A 22,447-nucleotide genomic window follows, 5' to 3' on the forward strand; every position below is an offset into this window, starting at 1 on the left:
TCCAGTACTATTTATTTTAATAGTAGCGTTTTAATTTATATGTGGGTGATTAGCTCAGTTGGGAGAGCATCGCCCTTACAAGGCGAGGGTCACTGGTTCAAGTCCAGTATCACCCACCACATATAGAACCTGTTATTATATTAGTAGTTGCATGTTTTAAATTTGTAATATGAGTCACAAGCTCAGTTGGAAAAAAGAGAGCATCACCGCTATTTACAAGTAACGGCGAAGTTCACTGGTTAAAGTCCAGTACTATTTATTTTAATAGTAGCGTTTTAATTTATATGTGGGTGATTAGCTCAGTTGGGAGAGCATCGCCCTTACAAGGCGAGGGTCACTGGTTCAAGTCCAGTATCACCCACCACATATAAAACCTGTTATTTTATTAGTAGTTGCATGTTTTAAATTTGTAATATGGGTCACAAGCTCAGTTACAAGAAAAGAGAGCATCACCGCTATTTACAACTAACGGCGAGGTTCACTGGTTAAAATCCAGTACTATTTATTTTAATAGTAGCGTTTTAAATTTGTAATATGGGTCGTTAGCTCAGTTGGGAGAGCATCGCCCTTACAAGGCGAGGGTCACTGGTTCAAGTCCAGTACGACCCACCATTCTTAGAATGGTGCATATTACATGATATCTAAATGGGTGATTAGCTCAGTTGGGAGAGCATCGCCCTTACAAGGCGAGGGTCACTGGTTCAAGTCCAGTATCACCCACCATTTAGATATAAAACTTTACGGGTCGTTAGCTCAGTTGGGAGAGCATCGCCCTTACAAGGCGAGGGTCACTGGTTCAAGTCCAGTACGACCCACCATTTATAAAATGGTTATCGTAAAGTTTAGTAATTGATTATATGGGGTCGTTAGCTCAGTTGGGAGAGCATCGCCCTTACAAGGCGAGGGTCACTGGTTCAAGTCCAGTACGACCCACCATTTAATCAAAATTATATGTGGGTGATTAGCTCAGTTGGGAGAGCATCGCCCTTACAAGGCGAGGGTCACTGGTTCAAGTCCAGTATCACCCACCACATATAAAACCTTTTAAAACCCTCAATCAAACCTTACGTTATATTCTTTAATCGATAATTAGCTCAGCTGAAAAGAAAGAGCATCGCCACCCTTCACAAATAATGGCGAGGATCACTGGTTCAAGTCCAGTATCACCCACCACATATACAACCTTTTAATATCATCAATCAAACCTTACGTTATATTCTTTAATCGATAATTAGCTCAGTTTAAAAAAAAAGCATCGCCACCCTTCACAAATAATGGCGAGGATCACTGGTTCAAGTCCAGTATCACCCACCACATATAAAACCTCTTAATATCATCAATCAAACCTTACGTTATATTCTTTAATCGATAATTAGCTCAGTTGAAAAAAAGAGCATCGCCACCCTTCACAAATAATGGCGAGGGTCACTGGTACAAGTCCAGAATCACCCACCACATATAAAACCTTTTAATACCCTCAATCAAACCTTACGTTATATTCTTTAATCGATAATTAGCTCAGTTGAAAAAAAAGAGCATCGCCACCCTTTACAAATAATGGCGAGGGTCACTGGTACAAGTCCAGTATCACCCACCACATATAAAACCTCTTAGTAATTCTGTTAAAAATAAAATTCAAAAAGCCTCTAAATACGCTAATTCTTTTCCAAACCTGAAACTCTTTTAATGTGTTCCTTGATGGATAATTAAGTTTGAAAAGCATCAACCTAGGCGCTTTACAAAGCTAGGGTCTCCTATCTCTATAAAAATCCTCAAGCAATAACTAGCGCTACCTAAATTTGGATAATCAAGCTGCTTGAAAATTCATAACTGATCAAATAAACGAAGTCTGCGGTATTAAATTTTAAATTCCCTTGTCAGCGACTAGACTGTTTATTATAGTCTCTGATACGTTCATGTGGTCACAAGTCTAATGCCAGCAAAGATTTTTTCTAATGCAAAAATACTTATAGTTGAAGAGCAACCTCTTGCTCAAAGCTATATGAAACAGTCGCTCGAAAAACTTGGCTTTCGACAGCTGCGCTTTGCTGAACATGCAAATTCGGCTAAAGAGCAGTGCACCAGTGAACAGTTTGATCTGATTGTTTGCTCTTTTAATTTAAGTAAGCAGCAAGACGGCTATCAGCTATATGAAGAGTTACGCGTTAAGCGTTTAATAAAAAACTCTACTGGGTTCATTTTTATTTCAGCTGAAACCAGTGGTTCTTTGGTACACAGCGTGCTTGAACTGCAACCCGATGACTTTTTAGTCAAGCCATTCACCATATATGATCTTAAAACACGTATAGAACGAATTTTGCTGCGTAAAAATCATTTACAAGCAATATATAATTTCATTGACGATGGGAATGACTCTAAAGCGCTAAAAGCAATCAATACTGCGCTTGATGAAAAAGGCAATGCTTATAGTGCAATATTATTGCGTTTAAAAGGTGACGCCCTACTTCGCTTAAAACGAGCAGATACCGCAAAAGCTTTCTTTAAATCAGTTCTTGATATTCAAAAATTTACATGGGCAAAGGTAGGTTTAGTTGAAGCATTGATTGCGAATAACGAGCATATTCTTGCGCAAAGAATGCTAAAAACGATGCTGCTCCGTCATGAAACACGATTAGTCGCACTCGATTTACTTGGTAAGCTGGAGATTAAATTAAACCAATTTGAATTAGCGCAAGATTTTTTAAGCCAAGCCGTTGATATAGCTCCACGCAATATCGAACGCCAAAAATCACTTAGCCATGTATCGCTGGTAAATCATGATTATGAAAAAAATTACCTTACACAAAAAGACATCGCCAACTTTGCCAAACATTCGATTCACGATCACCCTGACGTATATTTAAATGCAGCACGGGCGGGTATTGATTTTGCACTAACAACAGATCAAAGCGATCAGATTCAACGTATTTCAAGACAAACCAATAAATACTTAGCTGATTTAAAAAGCCAATTTCCAAATAGTCACAATCAGGCGCAAATAGATGTTTTAAATGCCCGTTTACACTATTTGAAAGATGAGCATCAAAAAGCGAAAATGTTGATTGAGCAGCTCGACGATGACGATAGCCACATTCGCTCTGTAGACGGCGCACTTGATAAAGCAAAGGCATTTCATGAACTGGGGTTTCACCACAAAGCACAGTCATTATTTAACCAAATTATTAGTCATTGTGAACGTCATCCAACAGTGAGCGATGCTGTTTATTTACGTTATATTCAACAACAACAAAGTGAACGCCGTGATATAAAAATGGGCCCTAAAGAGCTGAATAACCATGCAGTTACACAGTTTAACCGTGGTCAATTAAATACCGCTCTTGAAGCATTCACACAAGCATTTAGAGTAATGCCTCGTAATCCAAGTATTGCTTTAAATTTATTGCAGTGTCTATTTGATAGTTCCAAGCAAAATGGCCAAACGTTAAACCTAATGATGGCAAAAAAATGCTATGCGTTACTCAATACGACAACATTAGACAACGAGCAGCAACAACGCTTTAATAAAATAGTACAACAAGCAACGAGTATGGGGCTAACACTTGCTAATCTAGAAGAGCCAGGCAAAACCAAATAGAATAATAAATAGTTTAGATAAGGTGTTGTTTATAAGAATGAGGAATTCAAAATATCGCTGACAAGCGGTGATATGACTTTTAAAATCCAGCCTTACTGGAATCGGATCATGTAAATTCAGTAAGGCATTGGTTATTGTCAATTACGAGCTAATAAATTACACCTTCTTCAATGAGACCGCGTTTATACAATAACGCAGACCACTTGGCATTGGTCCATCTGGGAATACATGACCTAAGTGCGCATCACATACATTACATACAGTTTCTATTCTTTGCATACCATGGGTCTTGTCACCATTGTAAGCAATCGAGTTTAGTTGCGCGGGTTGAGTAAATGATGGCCAGCCAGTGCCGCTATCAAATTTTTCATCACCATCAAATAATAAGTTATCACAACATACACAGGCGTACTTACCAGGTTCAAACAAGGTGCAGCTATCTGAGCTGTGTGGGCGCTCTGTGCCTTTATTACGAGTCACATAAAAGGCTTCTTCGGTTAATTTTTCACGCCATTGCTGCTCGGTTTTTACTACTTTACGGCTCGGCTCTGGATTGCCTTTATTGGCAACGTTTAGAATATCATTCCAATTCAACATAACTGACCTCATTGAGTAAGATGGGTTAATTTACTGCTATCCACATTATCATGGTATCGCGCTAATAACATTGTCAGCTTGGATTTATCCGCACTGCACAAAATGGTTTTGTAGGGGGTGAAAAATAATTTTGGTACTGGCTAGGGGAATGTTTAAACTCACTAGCTACGTTTATCTGCACTGTTAAACCAGCCATCTCAACAGACTCAACGCCTATTAGTGAGCTAAATAGCTTCAGTACACCAATGACAGCTTCTTACTAAGCCTATTTGCTGTTACATACTATATATACCCTGTTGATCACTATTTAGTTTCATACAATGGTAATTAATTTTTTTTCATTTTCAGTCAATAGTGTATTAAAGTATTGTGTTAGCTCTGCTTTAGTTGCCGGTAAGCCTATTGAGCATTGACGCTGTTCGCTGGAGAGAATTAAGAATTGGTCATCATGGCACTGTATTTCCTTGATACTATCAATAAGCAGCCATTGTGGGCCGTGAGTACGGTCAAAAAAACCTGAAAGGGTAAAGACCAAAAGGTGCTGTTGTTCGCGTCGAATAAACTTATCTAGGCTATTACGTGCTTTAAATAGTGGTGTTAGCCGATAACAGCATGAGCTAAATACAAATAGCCATACAGCTATTAACAATACAAACCACGCTTGCTGAAATAACATGGTAAATACACTCAACAATAATAACACGATACCGAAACAGCCAACGATCAGCGCCAGTAATTGATTAATTTTACGCATCAAAGACTCCTTGCAACGTTAACCTAAATTACTTACTTGCACTTTTTTCATCGGTTTCAGGATCGGGCCAATCATTAAAAAACACCGTTAAATAACGACTTTTTGCTAAATATAATAATACCCACAATACCGTCACCATTTGCAGCGCTAAAAACATCGAAAACTGATAATAACTATGAGCGGCTTGAATAATCAGCCAGCTTAAATCTATCGCTGCACATGCTAATAATGGCCACCGCATAAAACGCCACACTCGCGCTAACCATGCTGCACTGTCTGCGCTTTTTTGTGGCCTGCGCAAACAAAAAATTACGGCAGGAATAATGGCTATTGCACCAATAGCCAATGCACTGAAAAAGTCAGCTTTAGATCTAAACACTAATGACATTAAATCAAGCTCAGGACGCCTGCTCAGTGCCGCAATGATCCAAATAAAGTAGGCACGAAGTAATACCAGTAAACTCAAATGAAACGCGATTGGAGTGCGATAGGTGCCATATTTGTCCCAATACTCTGGTCCATAACGCTTCATAACTGGTTTTTCCTCTCGGCTACTACGCCAAGTAATATGAATGCTGCCACGGCTGTAACACCTAACCAGCGCACACCAAAGAACATCAGTAACTGGCTTAGTAATGGAGTGACAAATACTACTAACAAGCCAAAACCAAACCCGGTTACCAGTACAAATGCACATACTCTGAGTATAAAGTGGCGCCTTGCTACAAAGCGTTTCGTGGTTTTGATAATCTCATTTGCATACAAAGACACCAAACACACCACCAGTAACAATGCGATATTATATAAGTAAGGCTTTAGCCACTGACCAAAGGTCAGTGCTAAATCCTGAAAAAGCGTAATAATGCTATCCATTATGTTGCGCCAGTAATGCAATTAAATCATCTTCGGTCAGTATTTCAATGCCTAAATCTTGTGCTTTCGTGAGCTTAGAACCGGCTTTTTCACCCGCTATTAACGCATCGGTTTTAGCTGATACACTACCTGAAACTTTCGCCCCTAACTGCTGCAAGCGTGCTTTTGCATCATTTCGATTAAGCTCGTTCAAAGTACCCGTTAACACATAGGTTAAGCCTGCTAACGGTTGTGAGTCTTCACTTGGCGGCGTGAGTTCTGGCCAATGAATACCCTGCTCCAGCAAGGCAGTTACGACATCTAAATTATGTTGCTCAGCAAAAAAACCACGCACATGCTTGGCTACAATTTCCCCAACATCACTAACTTCGACTAACGCTTCAGTTGTTGCCGCAGTTACTTTATCTAGCGTTAAAAAGTGATTAGCTAAATTTTGCGCCGTCGCTTCACCAACTTCACGAATACCTAATGAGTATAAAAACTTGGCCAACGTCGTTTGTTTTGCATCATCAAGTGCAGCTACTAAGTTTTTCGCCGATTTTGGCCCCATGCGCTCAAGCGATTCAAAATGTCCTTGTTTAAGTATGAATAAGTCTGCGGGCGTTTTAATGAGCTCTCTGTCCACCAGCTGTTCAACAATTTTATCGCCAAGGCCATCGATATCGAGTGCTTTGCGTGAAGCAAAGTGTTTGATCGCTTCTTTACGCTGTGCTTGGCACACGAGGCCTCCTGTACAGCGCGCTACGGCTTCGCCTTCAATGCGTTCAACATGGGAGTCACAAATTGGACAAGTAGCCGGAAACTCAATCTCTTTGGCATCAGTTGGACGGCGCTCTAATACCACTTGAGTAATTTGTGGGATCACATCACCAGCACGGCGAATGATCACAGTATCGCCAATTTTTACACCCAAACGCTCTATTTCATCACGATTGTGTAACGTTGCATTTGAAACCGTGACACCACCAACAAATACCGGCTCTAAACGAGCCACAGGGGTAATTGCGCCAGTGCGCCCTACCTGAAATTCAACATCCAGTAGCTGAGTGATTTCTTCTTGCGCAGGAAACTTATACGCAATCGCCCAACGCGGAGCTCGCGCTACAAAACCTAACCGCTCTTGTAGTGCTTTGTTATTTATTTTGATCACCACACCATCAATTTCATACTTTAAGCTGCTGCGGCGCTCAAGTATATCTTGATAGTAATCCAAAGCAGCTTGCTGGCCTTCGACTAATTTTGTTTCCGGGCAAAGTGGTAACCCCCAGTCAGTTAGCTTAGCCAATTGCTGGTAATGATCACTTGGTAATTCACCATTTGTTACTACGCCAATACTGTAGGCATAAAACATCAAAGGTCGCTTGGCGGTGATCTTTGAATCGAGTTGACGCAAGCTGCCTGCGGCTGCATTACGTGGATTAACAAATACTTTGTCGCCACGCTTTTCGGCTTCAGCATTAAGTTTGTCAAATCCGGCGCTATCCATGAACACTTCACCACGAATTTCAATTTCCTCGGGAAAGTCATCACCACGTAATTTTAGCGGTACATTACGAATCGTTTTAACGTTAGTGGTAATATTTTCGCCGGTGTGCCCGTCGCCACGCGTTGCCGCCTGCACTAACACACCATTACGGTATAAAATCGACACCGCTAAACCGTCAAGTTTTGGTTCACAGCAAAAGGTCAGCTCATTGTTATCCATCAAACGTTCTTTAATGCGGCGATTAAAAGCGCTGAACTCTTCTTCACTAAAAGCGTTATCAAGTGACAACATCGGCACTTGATGAGTGACTTGCTCAAACTTAGCAAGCGCCGCACCGCCTACTTTCTGGGTCGGTGAATCAGTACTCAAGTACTCAGGATTTGCTACCTCAAGCGCACTTAATTGTTGTAATAAACGGTCATACTCTGCATCAGGAATGCTTGGGTTATCAAGTACATAATAATTATGATTGTGATCTTCTAACTGCTGACGAAGTTGCGTTATTTGCGCTAACACTAAAGTGGACATACTGACCTCAAAAAACATAAAAAAGCCACTTAAACGAGTTATCGCCAAGTGGCTTATAAAATTCTTAATTAATTAACTGTATATTGCAGGTGATTAAGCTGAAAAGCGTCTCACTTTTTCAACATAATTGCGCACACTATCAACGGTCATTTCTTCTCGTTGTGAGTCTAAAATAACGGCGCCAAATTCATCTGCTAACTTTTTAGCCGCACTGTGCAACATATTAAATGCAGCAAGCCCGTCACCATCACACGGCAAGGTCATAAACAAGCTAATTCCAGCGGTGCTAAATTGTTCCATATTATCTATGTCAAAAGTACCAGGGTTGTACATGTTCACTAACCGAAACAGCACTGGACCATGACCAGCAGGATCTAAATGGCGATTAAAAAAGCCTTCTTCAGAGTACTTAAAGCCAAGTGTGTTTACTGCTGGCAATAATTTGCTGCCTTCCATACTCAAGCCTTCAGGCATTTGAATATGCACAATGATAAAATCACTTGCAGCCGGTTGCTCAGCTTCATCCTCTACGCTTGCATCTGTTGCAGTAGTCACATCATCAACCTCAGCGGCAGGTTCGTCATCTGACGCTGCAAAAGAGTGTGGTTGCTTTTCATCAGCACTGAAACTTAAATCCCCAAACTGCGGTTCATCACGCTCAGTATGAGATGCTGGCTCAGCTACGCTTTGACGCTCAGTAGGCGCTTGATCTGCAGGCTCAACCCGCTCATCATTAGTCGCAACGGGTGCATCTTTTTTACGAACTGACCATAGGCCATGTATTAATAATCCACCAATGACAATTACACTGATAATGATTAAAACCCATCTTAATTGTTCGGCCATCCCCTCACCTTTTATTATTTATCTACTCAAATATTAATATTTATGCATGTGCCATTTGCACCGCTTGTTCAATATCTACAGCGACCACACGCGAAACGCCCGGTTCAGCCATTGTTACACCCGTCAACCTGCCAGCCATTTCCATGGCAATTTTATTATGACTGATATAAATAAATTGCACCGATTGTGACATTTCTTCCACTAATCGGCAAAATCGCCCAACATTCGCATCATCCAATGGTGCATCAACTTCATCCAGCATACAGAACGGAGCTGGATTGAGCCTGAATATTGAAAATACCAATGATAATGCGGTCAGCGCTTTTTCTCCACCACTTAAAAGGTGAATTGTTGAATTTTTCTTGCCCGGTGGGCGTGCCATTATACTAACACCACTTTCCAGTAAGTCATCACTGGTTAATTCAAGATATGCACTGCCGCCGCCAAATACTTTAGGAAATAACTGACCAAAATCGTGATTTACTTGATCAAAAGTCATTTTAAAACGCGTTTTGGTTTCGCGATCAATTTTTCCAATTGCACCTTCAAGTGTCGTCAATGCTTTGCTTAAATCCTCGACTTGACGATCTAAATACTGGCTACGCTGCTGCGCTTGTTCAAACTCATCAATCGCCGCTAAGTTCACCGCGCCCAAGTCACTTAAACTTTGTCCTACTTTATTAAGCTGTCCTTGATAAGTGTTTATATTGGCGTTTTCAGGGAGCTGTGCCAATACTTCTTTCAAGTTTTGCTGTAACTCACCCAGAGGTTCAAGAGCTGCCTGTGCTTTAATTAATAAGCTCTGCTCTTCGAGGGCAAGTTGTTGTAATTGTTCTTGTAAAAGTACCAGCTCTCCCTGCGACGCTTTAAGCGTTGTTTGTTTATCTACAAGAGCTGTTTTAGCTTCCGTCAATGCACTTTGCAAATTTTTGAGTTCAATGTCACTTTGTTGATGTTGTTCCAACAATAATATTATTTGCTCTGCGACCTCTTCTAATGGGATCACCAACTCTTCAATTTGCGCGGTTAACTCACTGACAGCTTCACTGGCAGTTTCGCTGGCGGTCGTTGCATGCTGTAATTTAGTGTCACTGAGTTGGCATTCACTGCGCGCTTTTTGCTCACTTAGTGTCGCCTGATGGGCAAGCGTTTTATAGTGTTCAAGCTGAGCGTTTGCCTGTTTATATTGCTCATCAGTGTGTTGCTGCTGCACTTGAGCATCATTAAGCGCAACACTTATTTCATCACGCTGTTTTGCCACACTTGCTATATGTTGCTGTTGTTCAAAAACTTTATTCTCTATGCTCGTGTGTTCAACGTTTAACTGCTGTAGCTTCGCTTGTAATTTATGTTGTTGATTCTGAAACTGCTGTAATTGCTCTTTGAGCATATCGCGACGAGTGCTTCCTGAGGCCACTTGTTGAGCAAGCTGATGTACCGCTGCTTTTAACTCTTCGCTTTGTGCCTTCAATTGCTCACAGACTCGCTGTTGTTCTGTAAGCTTATTGCTTTGTATAGCTAGTTCGTCACTGAGTTGAGATGCTAACTGCGTTGCTTCGGCCAACTGTTTATGTTTGATCAGCAACGAATTTTCTGCACTTTTACTGGCTTGTTGATACCAATTGCGACCCTGAATATTACCTTGGCGATCTATCACTGCAAGCCAATACTCATCCGCTAAATCATTATATTCAAAATCATTTTTATACTTAATACGATGTAATAAATCAGGGTAAACCCCTTGCTCTATAAACACCGCTAATGAGCTTTGCGGTGCGGTGTCGGTAGTTGGCCATACTCCGTTAGGTGTTGCTATAGATGACACATTTAATTGTTCAAGCCCTTGTAATGCTTGTTCAACCACATGCTCAAATCCAGTACGTACAACTAACTGTGCCAAAACATCGCCACTACCTTGCGCTGGAGTATCTGCGAGTATTGTATTCAAGCCTGCTATTTTGGCTTTATTCTCGTTTTGTTGTTGTGCTAGTGTTTGATGTGCATCTTGGCAGGTGCATAACACGGTTTGAGCTTGTTGATGATTACTATTTACTTTGTTTAAGGCAGTTTGTTTTGCTGCTAACTCTTGCGTTAGTGACTGCATTAACTGCTGCTGCTGCGCTACTTGTTCAGCAATTGGATTTTCTGCCAGCTCTATTAATTCGCTTTCTAATGCCGTTTGCTGGTTTTTAATATAGTGCAAATTTTGCAGCTGTTGATCTGCTATATTTTGTTGCTTGCTATATTGCGTATTAATAGCCTGAAACTGCTCATTAACTCGTTGCCAATCAGTAGCACTGCGCTGCTTGGCACTGTGCAACTGTGCCACCGCGTCGGCCATCTCAGTGACTTGTTCTGTACATATTAAAGTATGTTCAATTGCCTCTTGTAACGCATTTTGTAGCTCATCAGTATGGTCTTTTTGTTGTTGTTGCAGCTGCTGATTTTGTAACTGCAACTGTTGCTGTTTGATCAGATTGTGACTAAACGCTTGTTGTTGTTGTTTTAAGTTTATTTGCTGTTGCTCAGCACGAGTCAATTCAGTGTGCGTTTGGTGCTGGGCTTGCTGCGCATCATTGAGTTTTTCAAGTTGCAATTGCACTTGGTTTTCAAGGCTTGCTAGTACATCGTCATGACCTGAATGAGCAGTTTTAAAAAAGCTAATTTGCTCATTCAGCTTGGCCATTGTGTCGGCTTTAGTCACTTGTTGCTGATGTAGCTTTTGCCATTTTAAGACCGCTAGTTGCCCTTTTAAAGTGCGCTCTTGGGTTTTTAACCCGCGGTATTTTTTTGCTTCAACTGACTGTACTGCCAGTTTATCAACTTGTGCTTGCAGCTCTTGGCGAACATCGAGTAAGCGTTCAAGGTTTTCGCGGGTACTTTTGATCCGGGTTTGCGTTTCACGACGGCGCTCTTTGTATTTTGAAACGCCTGCTGCTTCTTCTAAAAACACCCGTAAATCTGCCGGTTTACTCTCAATTAAACGCGAGATCATGCCCTGCTCGATAATCGCATAACTACGCGGACCAAGACCTGTGCCTAAAAATATATCGGTAATATCTCGTTTGCGGCATTTACTGCCATTGAGAAAATACAGCGATTGCCCGTCGCGTGTTACCAAACGTTTAATCGCCACTTGATTTCGATCGGCAAAAGTATTCGGTAAGTGCCCTTGGGTATTATCAAAAATCAACTCAACCGACGCTTGAGAAATAGGTTTGCGATTGGTTGAGCCATTAAAAATAACATCGGTCATGGCATCGCCACGCAGATTTTTAGCAGAGCTTTCGCCAAGCACCCAACGCACAGCATCGATGACATTAGACTTGCCGCAGCCGTTTGGGCCAACGACACAGGTCATTTGATCTGGGAATGGAATTTTAGTGGGCTCTACAAAAGATTTAAAACCCGCTAATTTTATGGTGCTCAAACGCATCTAATTGGTTTACCGATTGTTATTGTTATAGCTTGAGTATTTAATTTAACCGTTCTTGACGATAAAAGTAAGTACAGGGATTAAGCTTGGCGTTTAAAATTATCTAAAATAATACCCGTTGCCATGGCTACATTGAGAGATTCTGCACCACCAAAAGCGGGGATGGTTATTTTATCTGTTACCAATGCTGCGCAAGCTTGACGTATTCCATGAGACTCACTACCCATTAACAAAACACCTTGGCCTGTAAATTGAGTTTTATGCACGCTTTTTCCATCTAAAAAAGCGCCATAAATAGGTAAGTTTAAACCACTTAAGTACGCAGGCAACTCAACTTGACTCACTGAGACTCTAACAAACGAGCCCATAGTGGCGCTAATAGTTTTAGGGTTATAAGCATCGGCACTATCTGTGCTGGTGACAATATGCTTGATCCCATACCAATCAGCTACTCTGATAATGGTACCTAAATTGCCTGGATCAGATACGCCATCAAGGGCTAAGATTAAACCGCTTGCCTGCGGTGCACTCGCTGTTGGCATGTCAACTATCGCAATAGCTGCATTATTACTCACTAAAGTACTTGCTTTAGTTAACACATCTTCATCGGCTTCAATCATGTTTACGTGAGTAAACTGCTGCTGGAACTGCGCAATAAAGGCTGCTGTCGCAAATATATCAATAATTGTTAAACCACTTGCCAATAACTCAAGTACGTTTTTTTCACCTTGCACAAGGTATTGATTATGTTGCTTTCGGTACTTTTTTTGACCTAATGCACGAATTAACTTGAGTTGGTTTTTTGAAATCATAACAGCCCCATAAAATGATGGGCACAGTATAGCAGATTTAACATCGAGTTCTGAACTTGAAAAAACCTCACAGGATCAATTAATGCTGTTTGCGCTGCGTTCAAAAGTCATATTAATACGGATAAACATACCTTTAATGGCTTCAAGCTGATATGTATCACTCACATGTATCATCAGTTCGTTGTAAAGCTCATCACAAGCCATTGTAAACGTATCATCGCACTGGCCTTTTGTAGCCAGCAAAAAGGCTCTAGCCAGTGAGCTTTGCCACCGTTGTAAATATTTAAGCTGATTATCACCCACTGCCTGTTGGCAAATTGAGTGTAAACGCACCGACGCATGACCTAGATTAAGCCCAGTTAAAGCAAGATCGGTAATAGCACGTGATTCTGAGCCTTGATCATAATTGGTTAAACGCAGTAACCGATCAGCCATACGTCGGTTATACCAAAGAGCGGGTGAGCTATGTTGATGAATTTCTGATAAATCTTTATAGGTTGCTTTAAACACGCGATGCACTAACAACTGCACACTCGGACCTGTAAATAGTTGGAAAATCCAAAATAAAATACATACTCCAAGAAAAATAGCCAAAGCTGAGCTGAGCGTATAATTGATTGAAAACGCAAGGCTCATGTCAGTACTGGGCTTAACTAAAATCGTAAATGGAATACAGAACCCTAGCCCGTAAGGTAACGTTTGCTGATCGCCTAGTAGCAATAAGCCAATAAAATATGGCCCAGCTAACACCAACAATAATATTTCAAGTTGCCCACCACTTTGTGATAATAAGTTTAAAGCATAAAAAATAGCCACAAACGAGGCTACCACAACACCAACTAACAATCGCTTCATAACTATTTGTAAAATTGCCAGCGGGATACGGGCCAACATAATCGAAAAAATAACGGGTAAAATCATGATCAATAATGCAGCGGATGATCCAGTATTAACCCAAATAAATGCCCCGATTGAAAATACCAAGCTGGTTCGAAAACCAACAATAATACCTGCTAATGGATCTCGGTATGTCAACATGCTCGGAGCATTAAGCAGTGTTTTATCTCGTTGCTCTAATGCTTTATATGCCCGCAATAAAATTGTTAATTCATTCGCGATATCTAAACTGACATTTAAAATATGTGATTCAAATGGCAGCTCACAGGTTTGTTGCGCCCGGTGATCAGTTAATGCGCGCCGCAACTGTTTTACTTCTTTAGCACAGTATTCAAAACAGTCTGATTTTTCTATTAGCGTAAACATATCTTTTAATTGCTTGATTAACTGAGTAATCTTTGGTGTGATTTGCTCAGGATGATTACGCTGTAAGCGCCCCATTATTTGTACTAAGGCAAGAAGAGATAAAACTTTTTGTGCGATTTGATTGGCAGCCCGTGAACGCCCTGGACCTTTTGGCCCTTCGTAGCGAACTGCACTTGAGTCTTCACTAATACTGCCAAGCGTTGCCATTATGCGATCTATTTGCTGATGACGGTTTTCAGAAGAGCCCGCTTTATCAAGCTCAGTTACCAAATAATGTAACGTTTGATTAATGACAGACTTTGCCTGCGTTTGTAAGAGCTGCTTGACCTTAACAGGCCATAATAGATGGCTCACTAACCCTGCGCATACCGAACCGACTATAATTTCACTTACTCGTGATTGCGCCACCGCGAAGATACTTTCACTACTGACCGTTGCTGGGTTTACCATCACTAACAAAATAATGATAGCAGCCGTTACGCCGGCCATAGCAAATGCGTAAACAAAATTTGCTTGGCGCACCATAGCTGACAATGCAGAGTTTAAACCGAGCCAAAAAGCCAATCCACCCAGCGCTAAATAAGGGTAAGCACTGAGCTGAGTGAGTACTAAAATACCAAATAGGCCACCCACCAAAGTGCCTACAATCTGACAAAGCGCTTTTTCAATAACGAGACCACTTTCAGGGCGGATCTGTAAAAACACCGCAGAAACAAGTGCCCAATAAGGTCGATCTAGATTTAAATAAATGGCAATTGTCAACGACATTGCCATGGCAATCACCCCTTTTAATGCAAACTTGATAGCCTGTTCTTTGGGGCATAGAAGATTATTTAAAACAAGATGCAAAACTAATACCTATTCCGTAGCAAGGTGAATAGTCGCTGTCATACCTGCGCTTAGCTGGATCCCTTCTGGCAAAGCATCTAGCTTAATATCAACCGGAATACGCTGCGATAAACGTACCCAATTAAATGTCTGCTGCACTTGAGGTAAAAGTTGGTTATTACTTTGCGTATTGATATTCGCGATTGCTTTACCAATACTCACTACCTGACCGGTTAATGGCTTTGTATCGCTCAGTAATTCTATTGTCGCTTTTTGATTGGTGTGGATCAGTGGGATTTTGGTTTCCTCAAAATAGCCTGTTACATAAAATGAATCTGATTGAACAATAGCGAACACAGGCATGCCCTGTGCAACATAATTGCCTTGGCGTAGATTTAAATTAATAATTTGCCCGGCAACTGGAGCCGTAACTTGCGTGCGAGATAAATTTAATTGCGCCACCGTTTGATCCGCTTTCGCTAAGTCGTAATTTGCTTTGGCAATTTCAGTACTAATGCGGGTCGCTTCTAAGCTTTCCTCACTGATAGCTTGTTGAGTATTTAATGCTTTACGTCGTTCATACTTATGTTTAGCCAGTTCCCAGCTATATAAACTATTGTTAGTATTTGCTTTACTTTTATCATAAGCCGCCTGATAACGTTGTTGGTCAACACTAAAAAGCAGTTCACCTTTTGCAACTTGCTGCCCATCTTTGACATTTAATTTTGTTACCCAGCCTGATACATCTGGCACAATAGTAACAATATCAGCTCGAATGCGACCATCGCGTGTCCAAGGTGTGTGCATATAATCAGTCCATACCCAACGGCCTGCAAAAATAGCCGCGATAACAACTAAAATAGTGAGCATAATACGTAAATATCTAACCATTCTATTTATCTTCCACTTAATAAAAAGACACTCAAGGCGAGAAAACACATAAATAAAGACACTTCAAACCAGGCCACTTTCCAGATGCGATCATGCCAATCCAAACGATGTAAAATAAAGCGAGTCAAAGCGGTTAAAATAAATGCCATTGGGAAATAAATCACTAACGGGCTAAATTCTAAGCCGCCAATAACTACAGCGTGGTGCATAATCAATCCCCTGTTATATGTACTTTGACAACAAACTAAAAAGCATCACAAGTAAAATTTTTGCGACAGTGTCTATCAATATAGTAGCAGCTAATTATCACATTATCTTACTTAACATGCTGTTAATAGCGGTAATCGTTACACCATACTCAGCAAATTAATCAGTCGCGTTATATTATAAATTAAGCTTTAAGCAAAATATTGAGGATAATAAGGATCTGGTAAATAAAAAACGTGCCTAGAGCACGTTTTGAGGGATTACTACTGGAGCTATTGCTCAGTATTTATTTTTATAGGTCCACAAATGCAGTAGCTCACTGGCAATGGTGGCTGCGGCAATCGCAGTAAGTTCACTTTGGTCGTACGAAGGTGATACTTCAACAACATCCATACCAATCATATTAATGCCTTTAAGGGCACGTAATATCTTAAGTACTTTATCTGATGTTAATCCACCACATACCGGTGTTCCAGTACCTGGGGCAAACGCCGGATCTAAGCAATCAATGTCAAAAGTGATATACACAGGTAAATCACCTACTCTCGCTTTAATCTGCTCAGCAATCGTTTGCGCCGATAAATCATTGGCCGCCATCGCATCAATCACTGCAAACTCGTGTTTGCTTTGATCAAAATCAGTACGAATACCAATTTGGATACTATGATCAACATCAATCAGCCCTTCCATCGGCGCATGGTAAAACATGGTGCCGTGGTCGTAGCGTGAGCCATTGCTATAAGTATCAGTATGGGCATCAAAATGCACCAACGCCATTTTACCAAAGCGCTTAGCGTGCGCACGTAACAACGGTAAAGTTACAAAGTGATCGCCCCCTAAACCTAAAATTGCTTTACCTTGGCTTAAAATACCCGCAGCAGCTTGTTCAAGCTTAGCGGTAAAGTATTCAGCGTCACCGACAGGGTAAGTAAAATCTCCAGCATCAGCCAGTTTTAGGCGTTCGAACAATTTGAACGTCCATGGGTATTTTGTTTCTTCCCATGCTAAATGCACTGATGCACGACGAATCGCATCAGGGCCTAAACGCGCACCTGGACGTCCTGAGGTTGCCATATCAAATGGCAAACCTAACACCACAACATCAGCATTGATGTCAGTAATATTTTGTACCATTGGCTGACGTAAGAACGTCATGCCATTAGAATACAATGAGTGATCTGGATGATCAAACAAAGTGGTCATATTAAAGCTCTTCTAAATAAGTATAACCGTCTAAACCTGCTTGCAATTCATCAAGTACACTTTGCTGCTCGTCTGCTGGTAATTTTGCAGCCACCAGCTGTGCGTACGATGATTGAAAACCTTCTACATCAAGGTGAACATAGCGCATCATGTCAGCTACAGTGTCACCTTGGTTTATTTCTACAATGCTTGCGTCGCCTTGCTCATCCATGTGTACCATTGCACTGTGGGTGTCGCCAAATAGGTTATGCATGTCACCTAAAATTTCTTGGTATGCACCCACTAAGAAAAAGCCCATTAAATAGGGTTTTTCAGCACTAAATGCCGGCACTGGTAAGGTGCTCTCAATGCCTTGCCCATCTACATAGTGATCTAGTGCACCGTCAGAGTCACAGGTAATATCTAACAATACTGCGCGTCTTTGTGGTGCCTCAGTTAAGCCACTTAATGGCAATACCGGAAACACTTGGTCGATCCCCCACGCATCAGGCAATGACTGAAACAATGAGAAATTAACAAAAAACTTATCCGCCAAACGGGCATTAAGTTCATCTATTATCGGGCGATGAAAACGGTTTTTGTTATCCATGTGTTTATTAAGCTCATAACACACACGTAAATTTATTTGCTCAGCCCAGGCGCGTTGAGTTAAATCTAATAATCCCATCGCAAACTGGTTATGTGCTTCAGCTAAATCACCTTGGCTATCATGATATATCTCAATTAATGCACGGTCGTCTGTCAGCACATGTAATTGTTGCCATGATGTCCACATATTGTTTAATAATAATGGCGCGTCATCTGTTGGCGCCTGAATTTCTTCCGGCTCATAGCTTTCAGTGCCAATTACATTAGAGATAAGCACAGCATGATGCGCTGTTAATGCACGTCCAGACTCAGAAATAATAGTCGGGAATGGTTGCTCGTACTGCTTACAAATATCACCAATGGTGTAGACAATATTATTTGCATACTCAGCTAAGCTATAGTTCATCGAGTTGTGAGACTGGCTCCGAGTGCCGTCGTAATCAACCGCTAAACCACCACCGACATCTAAACATTCAATTTGTGCACCGAGTTTGCGTAGTTCACAATAAAAACGCGCCGCTTCGCTAACACCTAAACGCACATCGCGAATGTTCGCCATTTGCGAGCCTAAGTGAAAATGCACCAACTGAACTAAATCAAGTTGATCAGTCTCTTTTAAACGATTAACAACATGTAATACTTGTGAAGCGGATAAACCAAATTTTGATTTTTCACCACCGCTAGCTTGCCATTTTCCTTTACCCTGCGACGCTAAGCGCACGCGAATACCAATACGCGGTTTTACGTTCAGCTCTTTAGCTTGGCTAAGTACCATGTCCAGCTCAGAGAGTTTCTCAAGTACGATGTACACTTTATGGCCTAACTTTTCGCCAATTAATGCTAAGCGAACATATTCTTTGTCTTTGTAGCCATTACAGACAATCACCGCACTGGTTTTTTCAGCTAATGCCAATACTGTTAATAGCTCAGGCTTGCTGCCCGCCTCTAAACCAAGTTGTTTCTTTTCTACGTTCGCTTGGCTTGCCACAATTTCTTCGACCACTTCGCGCTGTTGGTTTACTTTAATTGGATAAACAAGCAAGTAATCTTTTGGATAACCATAGCTTTCAATCGCAGTATTAAATGCAGCACATAAGCTGTGCACGCGGTGATGCAAAATTTGTGGAAAACGAACCAACGCAGGTAAACTCAAGCCTTTATCTTCAAGTTGTTTTGCAATATCAATAAGTGCGATGGTTTGCTCTGGGGCATCAGCCTTGGGCGCAACATACACATCACCTTGATCATTAATACCAAAAAAACCTTGGCTCCAATGACGAACATTGTAACTCGTGCGAGCTTGTTCTAGTGATGTTGTCTCTTTCATTTATCTTTCTCTTTTATTTGATGAATGCCTTGCGGCTGTTGCGCGCATTAAAGGAAAAATAGCTTATCAAGTCCAACAAGTATTTTTGCTCGTAACGAGTGAGTTTTAGTGTCGATAACAACGGCCCTTTTATTTGTTGGGCACTGGCGTATTTAGTATAAAAAATAGAAGGCTTAAAAGGGAATATATATAAAAAAGTTAGCCGAAAACGTGACTCTCAATGATAAAATTGGCGCTGACCAAGGCCATTTACGACTTATATCCGTGTATAAGCCGTAGTTGTGTAGGAGATAAAATCGATGAAGTAATCAAAAACTAAAACACAAAGCGTAGCCAGTTTCTAGCCACTAATTAGCCTTCTTGACTGAGCCCTAACTCCATAAACAAGCTATGTGGATTATCGGTATAATTACCAAAACTTGTACAGCGTTGAAAACCTAAATTTTCATACAGACTAATCGATTCAGCCTGTTTCGGGCCTGTTTCTAACCGGATCAAAGGGATCTCTTCTTCGCCAGCATGATGCAATAAAATTTGCATTATACGCCGAGACAAGCCTTTACCACGATGACTTGGTTTGACATACAGACGGCGAATTTCACCATAAGGTACTGTGTCAAACTGTCTGACAATCGCACCACATGCAACAATACCCTCCTCGCTTTTTAAGCCAATGGCGTAAACATTAGCTTGACCAAGCTCACTCACCGACAGCGATTGTGCCGTGGCTACTGGGTACAGAGAATTTATAAGCCTATCGATATCAGAAAAAACATTAATCACATCCGGATCATCAGGGGTTAAGTCGACTAACTGCATAAAAGCTCTAATTATATTTATTGTTTGATAACAAACTATACCGAATTGTTGCAAATGAACAACCCAGAACTTTGGATTTTTCATTTATTTGCTATCTTATTAGTCACAACTTTGTCGTATGTCAAAATAACAACACTTAGCTATTTTCTAAAAAGTAGCAAGCACGTCAAAATAATAGTTTGCTGTGGTGTTAAACGTTAGCGCCTTTTATAAAGTACGGGTTAAAAAATAGATTAACGACTAAAGTTTTAACGCCCTGCGTCGATAAATAACTAAGTTAACGTTAAAGGAATAACAATGAAACTCCCCAATCTTGGTCAAGCGCAGCAAATAGCTTTGCAAACGGTGTCGGCTAATCGCGCCACGGAGTTTAAAGCCGCCGCTTCTCTTGTCGAACCACAAGACCACCTTTCAACGCTCGAAGACGCAGCAAGTACGCCCCTTTATGATCCATTTAAAGGCCGCAAACTTAATCAAGATTACACCCCCTCTTCTTATATTGGTATGAACCGTTATAGAGTCACCTCTAGCACCACCATTAACATAGGTGAACCGATTAAAGAGCCGACCTATCGCTATGGTGACTTTACAGATCCCGATGATATAAATGCTTTTTTAGATCAAGTAGACCGGCTTGAAGGTGAACATAAATTTATGTTCCAACACCTAAAACCAACACAAGAACTACTTGATTTGGTGCAAAAAATGAGTGATGAAGAGCTTGCTGTATTTAGTCAATTTGTTGTTACAACATCTAGCTATCACTTTGGCACAGAAAACAACAACAGCAGTGCACAGTTAATTTCAGCTTTAAGCAAACTGTCAGATGATGCCTTGAGCAGTACCCTTGCAACAATGGATAAATTATTACAACAAGGGAATGATTATAAGAAGCCGGTGTCACCATTAGGTGAAAATGAGCATGGTAATGAAAGAGTCGAAATGATCAGTATGCCTGAAGCCATAAACTGGTTTAAATCAAACTATAAGGCTAACAGTGCAAAATATGAATTGGCAAATGACTACACCAATTTATTAATAGAAAAAAACCTCAGCGAAGATCAACTTATGCAGTTAAATGACCACTTATCTGACAGTACGCTTACACAAAGCAGTGGTATCATCGACATGATGAGCTTAGTTAAAAACCACCAAACGGATGATGTATTGGCAATGCTCAATGAAGTTGATAAAGACCGTGAACCTAACTTATTTAGTTACCTTGCACAGCAAACTAATTATCAAGCCAATAAGCAGTATTACCAAATGGATAATGGTAAGTTTGTTGCACAACAAGATAATATTAGCTCTGACTCTAATAGACGTGAGCTTTATAACAATATCTTAAACGCCTATAACGACATTGGCATGGGCTGGATAAACGATGCGCTAGAGCAATTCACAGGGAGTCCCGCACAGATCCAAAACGAATTATGGCAAACACTACTTGATGATAAAGAAAAAATGCCCGAGCAGTTTACTCGCTCAGATTCAGTTGAGGCATGGGCAATAAATAATATTGCTCGGATAGAAGGCGCATTCCACGTAACACAAATGAATAAAATTTATGATTATAATAGCGAGCGACTCGTTCCTGAATTAATCGGTGATCTTACCTTTTACAGCAGTGGCAACATTCGTAGTTCAGTAGATAGTGAAGAGCCACAATCAGCTGAAAATCAACCGTAATCAAAGAACTTACGGTGCTCTGCTCCGGCTAAGTTGGCATTCACCTTATTAGGGTGTTTATACTCACGCCAGTTTGCCACATTACGGCCAACATTTAATCTCGTAAAGTCAGTATCGCCCTCTGGCGACATTCCCAAAAACTGTTTTAGCTTCAACAGGCCGCCAGGTTCGCTCACATCAAGCGATAAAAAATCATCTCGATCTTTAAAATACTTAAATACCGCCTGCTGATGTTTAGTATAACAATCGGCTAACTCGCGCTCACTCAACGGGTAAATAGAGGGAAACGTTTGATGAAAGCTGCGCTTTAGAACCGGGCTAAAGTGCCCTGTTTTAAGATCAAGATGTGGCGCCATTTTTTCAAGCAGCATCGTGATGGATGGCAACCATGCTTTTAGGTCTCGGTTTAAATAAATAAACTTAGCACCAGGAAATAACCCGTCTAAATGCATATAGTCACTAAAACACGGTGCGTCAGATATAGCATCAGCTATTTCAAACGCTTTTTTAGTAAACGCAGTATGCGCAACCAACAAGCCCATTTCTAACAACGCAACACTGATGCTCGTGGTGCCGGTTCGAGGCAGACCGATAATAAATATCTTAGACATCTAACGTCACTCATTTTTAAAAGGCTGCTAGTATATACCTAAATGACAGCATCACCCACAGAGCAACAACATAGTTAAGCGGTAGTTTAACCGC

At 40.9% G+C, this 22,447-nt stretch carries 17 protein-coding genes and 7 tRNA genes; 9 read left to right on the plus strand and 15 right to left on the minus strand.

The genetic code is table 11. The features are described 5' to 3' along the window. Window positions 1-43: 43 nt before the first annotated feature. The 8 genes from H5186_RS18350 (at window position 44) to H5186_RS18385 (ending at window position 3,595) form a co-directional block, all read left to right on the plus strand. Window positions 44-119, plus strand: a tRNA-Val gene (locus tag H5186_RS18350). Between the two features lie 169 nt (window positions 120-288). After that, window positions 289-364 (plus strand) — tRNA-Val (locus H5186_RS18355). A gap of 172 nt (window positions 365-536) precedes the next feature. Next, window positions 537-612 (plus strand) — tRNA-Val (locus tag H5186_RS18360). Window positions 613-647: 35 nt separating this feature from the next. After that, a tRNA-Val gene (locus tag H5186_RS18365) sits at window positions 648-723 on the plus strand. A gap of 19 nt (window positions 724-742) precedes the next feature. After that, a tRNA-Val gene (locus tag H5186_RS18370) sits at window positions 743-818 on the plus strand. Between the two features lie 42 nt (window positions 819-860). Further along, window positions 861-936 (plus strand) — tRNA-Val (locus tag H5186_RS18375). A gap of 19 nt (window positions 937-955) precedes the next feature. Next, window positions 956-1,031 (plus strand) — tRNA-Val (locus tag H5186_RS18380). 902 nt (window positions 1,032-1,933) lie between these two features. Further along, window positions 1,934-3,595 carry a tetratricopeptide repeat-containing response regulator gene (locus H5186_RS18385; protein WP_182719191.1) on the plus strand — a complete coding sequence of 554 codons (1,662 nt, stop codon included), beginning with the start codon at window positions 1,934-1,936 and terminating at the stop codon, window positions 3,593-3,595. Between the two features lie 156 nt (window positions 3,596-3,751). On the opposite strand, the gene msrB is transcribed toward H5186_RS18385, so the two are convergent. The 14 genes from msrB to H5186_RS18455 all read right to left on the minus strand — a co-directional run bounded on the left by msrB (window position 3,752) and on the right by H5186_RS18455 (window position 20,053). Continuing rightward, the gene (gene msrB / locus H5186_RS18390) at window positions 3,752-4,192 is read right to left on the minus strand and encodes a peptide-methionine (R)-S-oxide reductase MsrB (RefSeq protein ID WP_182794758.1); all 441 of its coding nucleotides are present in this window, start codon (window positions 4,190-4,192) and stop codon (window positions 3,752-3,754) included. Between the two features lie 313 nt (window positions 4,193-4,505). After that, window positions 4,506-4,946, minus strand: a complete 441-nt coding sequence (locus tag H5186_RS18395) for a hypothetical protein (protein WP_149980697.1) — start codon at window positions 4,944-4,946, stop codon at window positions 4,506-4,508. Between the two features lie 28 nt (window positions 4,947-4,974). Beyond that, entirely contained in the window at window positions 4,975-5,478 is a 504-nt protein-coding gene (locus H5186_RS18400) for a DUF2919 domain-containing protein (protein ID WP_149980698.1), read from the minus strand. Then, entirely contained in the window at window positions 5,475-5,819 is a 345-nt protein-coding gene (locus H5186_RS18405) for a DUF3392 family protein (RefSeq protein ID WP_145240691.1), read from the minus strand. The genes H5186_RS18400 and H5186_RS18405 overlap by 4 nt, the downstream gene beginning before the upstream one ends. Beyond that, complete coding sequence (gene ligA / locus H5186_RS18410; RefSeq protein ID WP_149980699.1) at window positions 5,812-7,833, minus strand: NAD-dependent DNA ligase LigA; 2,022 nt, start codon at window positions 7,831-7,833, stop codon at window positions 5,812-5,814. The genes H5186_RS18405 and ligA overlap by 8 nt, the downstream gene beginning before the upstream one ends. A 93-nt stretch (window positions 7,834-7,926) precedes the next feature. Next, window positions 7,927-8,679: a cell division protein ZipA gene (gene zipA / locus H5186_RS18415; RefSeq protein WP_149980700.1), complete on the minus strand. Its 753-nt coding sequence runs from the start codon at window positions 8,677-8,679 to the stop codon at window positions 7,927-7,929. Window positions 8,680-8,719: 40 nt separating this feature from the next. After that, complete coding sequence (locus H5186_RS18420; protein WP_182794759.1) at window positions 8,720-12,115, minus strand: chromosome segregation SMC family protein; 3,396 nt, start codon at window positions 12,113-12,115, stop codon at window positions 8,720-8,722. Window positions 12,116-12,195: 80 nt separating this feature from the next. Then, on the minus strand, window positions 12,196-12,927 hold the full coding sequence (locus H5186_RS18425) for an RNA methyltransferase (protein WP_149980702.1): 732 nt from the start codon (window positions 12,925-12,927) through the stop codon (window positions 12,196-12,198). Window positions 12,928-13,002: 75 nt separating this feature from the next. Further along, window positions 13,003-15,039, minus strand: coding sequence for an FUSC family protein (locus tag H5186_RS18430; RefSeq protein ID WP_182740333.1), 2,037 nt, complete (start codon window positions 15,037-15,039; stop codon window positions 13,003-13,005). 9 nt (window positions 15,040-15,048) lie between these two features. Beyond that, window positions 15,049-15,909, minus strand: coding sequence for an HlyD family secretion protein (locus tag H5186_RS18435; RefSeq protein ID WP_182761986.1), 861 nt, complete (start codon window positions 15,907-15,909; stop codon window positions 15,049-15,051). A 5-nt stretch (window positions 15,910-15,914) separates the two neighbouring features. Beyond that, window positions 15,915-16,118, minus strand: a complete 204-nt coding sequence (locus H5186_RS18440) for a DUF1656 domain-containing protein (protein ID WP_149980705.1) — start codon at window positions 16,116-16,118, stop codon at window positions 15,915-15,917. A 277-nt stretch (window positions 16,119-16,395) separates the two neighbouring features. Beyond that, window positions 16,396-17,319 (minus strand): agmatinase, encoded by a 924-nt coding sequence (speB, locus tag H5186_RS18445; RefSeq protein WP_182740335.1) that lies wholly within the window; start codon window positions 17,317-17,319, stop codon window positions 16,396-16,398. Window position 17,320: 1 nt separating this feature from the next. After that, window positions 17,321-19,234, minus strand: coding sequence for a biosynthetic arginine decarboxylase (gene speA, locus H5186_RS18450; RefSeq protein WP_149980707.1), 1,914 nt, complete (start codon window positions 19,232-19,234; stop codon window positions 17,321-17,323). 351 nt (window positions 19,235-19,585) lie between these two features. Then, window positions 19,586-20,053 carry a GNAT family N-acetyltransferase gene (locus tag H5186_RS18455; protein WP_182740336.1) on the minus strand — a complete coding sequence of 156 codons (468 nt, stop codon included), beginning with the start codon at window positions 20,051-20,053 and terminating at the stop codon, window positions 19,586-19,588. 297 nt (window positions 20,054-20,350) lie between these two features. Here H5186_RS18455 and H5186_RS18460 point away from each other — a divergent pair, with 297 nt between their 5' ends. Next, window positions 20,351-21,742, plus strand: a complete 1,392-nt coding sequence (locus H5186_RS18460) for a hypothetical protein (RefSeq protein ID WP_182794760.1) — start codon at window positions 20,351-20,353, stop codon at window positions 21,740-21,742. Here the strand turns inward: H5186_RS18460 and H5186_RS18465 are convergent. Beyond that, window positions 21,733-22,353, minus strand: coding sequence for a sulfotransferase (locus H5186_RS18465; RefSeq protein WP_182794761.1), 621 nt, complete (start codon window positions 22,351-22,353; stop codon window positions 21,733-21,735). The genes H5186_RS18460 and H5186_RS18465 overlap by 10 nt on opposite strands. Window positions 22,354-22,447 lie beyond the last annotated feature (94 nt).

This window comes from Pseudoalteromonas sp. SG41-2, from assembly GCF_014164535.1.
GTDB classification, from domain to species: domain Bacteria; phylum Pseudomonadota; class Gammaproteobacteria; order Enterobacterales; family Alteromonadaceae; genus Pseudoalteromonas; species Pseudoalteromonas rhizosphaerae.

Coding starts and splice junctions, on each gene's coding strand:
- H5186_RS18395 (WP_149980697.1), bottom strand. CDS start 4,946: ATGCGTAAAATTAATCAATTACTGGCGCTGATCGTTGGCTGTTTCGGT.
- zipA (WP_149980700.1), bottom strand. CDS start 8,679: ATGGCCGAACAATTAAGATGGGTTTTAATCATTATCAGTGTAATTGTC.
- ligA (WP_149980699.1), bottom strand. CDS start 7,833: ATGTCCACTTTAGTGTTAGCGCAAATAACGCAACTTCGTCAGCAGTTA.
- H5186_RS18385 (WP_182719191.1), top strand. CDS start 1,934: ATGCCAGCAAAGATTTTTTCTAATGCAAAAATACTTATAGTTGAAGAG.
- H5186_RS18400 (WP_149980698.1), bottom strand. CDS start 5,478: ATGAAGCGTTATGGACCAGAGTATTGGGACAAATATGGCACCTATCGC.
- H5186_RS18465 (WP_182794761.1), bottom strand. CDS start 22,353: ATGTCTAAGATATTTATTATCGGTCTGCCTCGAACCGGCACCACGAGC.
- H5186_RS18455 (WP_182740336.1), bottom strand. CDS start 20,053: ATGCAGTTAGTCGACTTAACCCCTGATGATCCGGATGTGATTAATGTT.
- msrB (WP_182794758.1), bottom strand. CDS start 4,192: ATGTTGAATTGGAATGATATTCTAAACGTTGCCAATAAAGGCAATCCA.
- H5186_RS18435 (WP_182761986.1), bottom strand. CDS start 15,909: ATGGTTAGATATTTACGTATTATGCTCACTATTTTAGTTGTTATCGCG.
- H5186_RS18420 (WP_182794759.1), bottom strand. CDS start 12,115: ATGCGTTTGAGCACCATAAAATTAGCGGGTTTTAAATCTTTTGTAGAG.
- H5186_RS18405 (WP_145240691.1), bottom strand. CDS start 5,819: ATGGATAGCATTATTACGCTTTTTCAGGATTTAGCACTGACCTTTGGT.
- speB (WP_182740335.1), bottom strand. CDS start 17,319: ATGACCACTTTGTTTGATCATCCAGATCACTCATTGTATTCTAATGGC.
- H5186_RS18460 (WP_182794760.1), top strand. CDS start 20,351: ATGAAACTCCCCAATCTTGGTCAAGCGCAGCAAATAGCTTTGCAAACG.
- H5186_RS18425 (WP_149980702.1), bottom strand. CDS start 12,927: ATGATTTCAAAAAACCAACTCAAGTTAATTCGTGCATTAGGTCAAAAA.
- H5186_RS18440 (WP_149980705.1), bottom strand. CDS start 16,118: ATGCACCACGCTGTAGTTATTGGCGGCTTAGAATTTAGCCCGTTAGTG.
- speA (WP_149980707.1), bottom strand. CDS start 19,234: ATGAAAGAGACAACATCACTAGAACAAGCTCGCACGAGTTACAATGTT.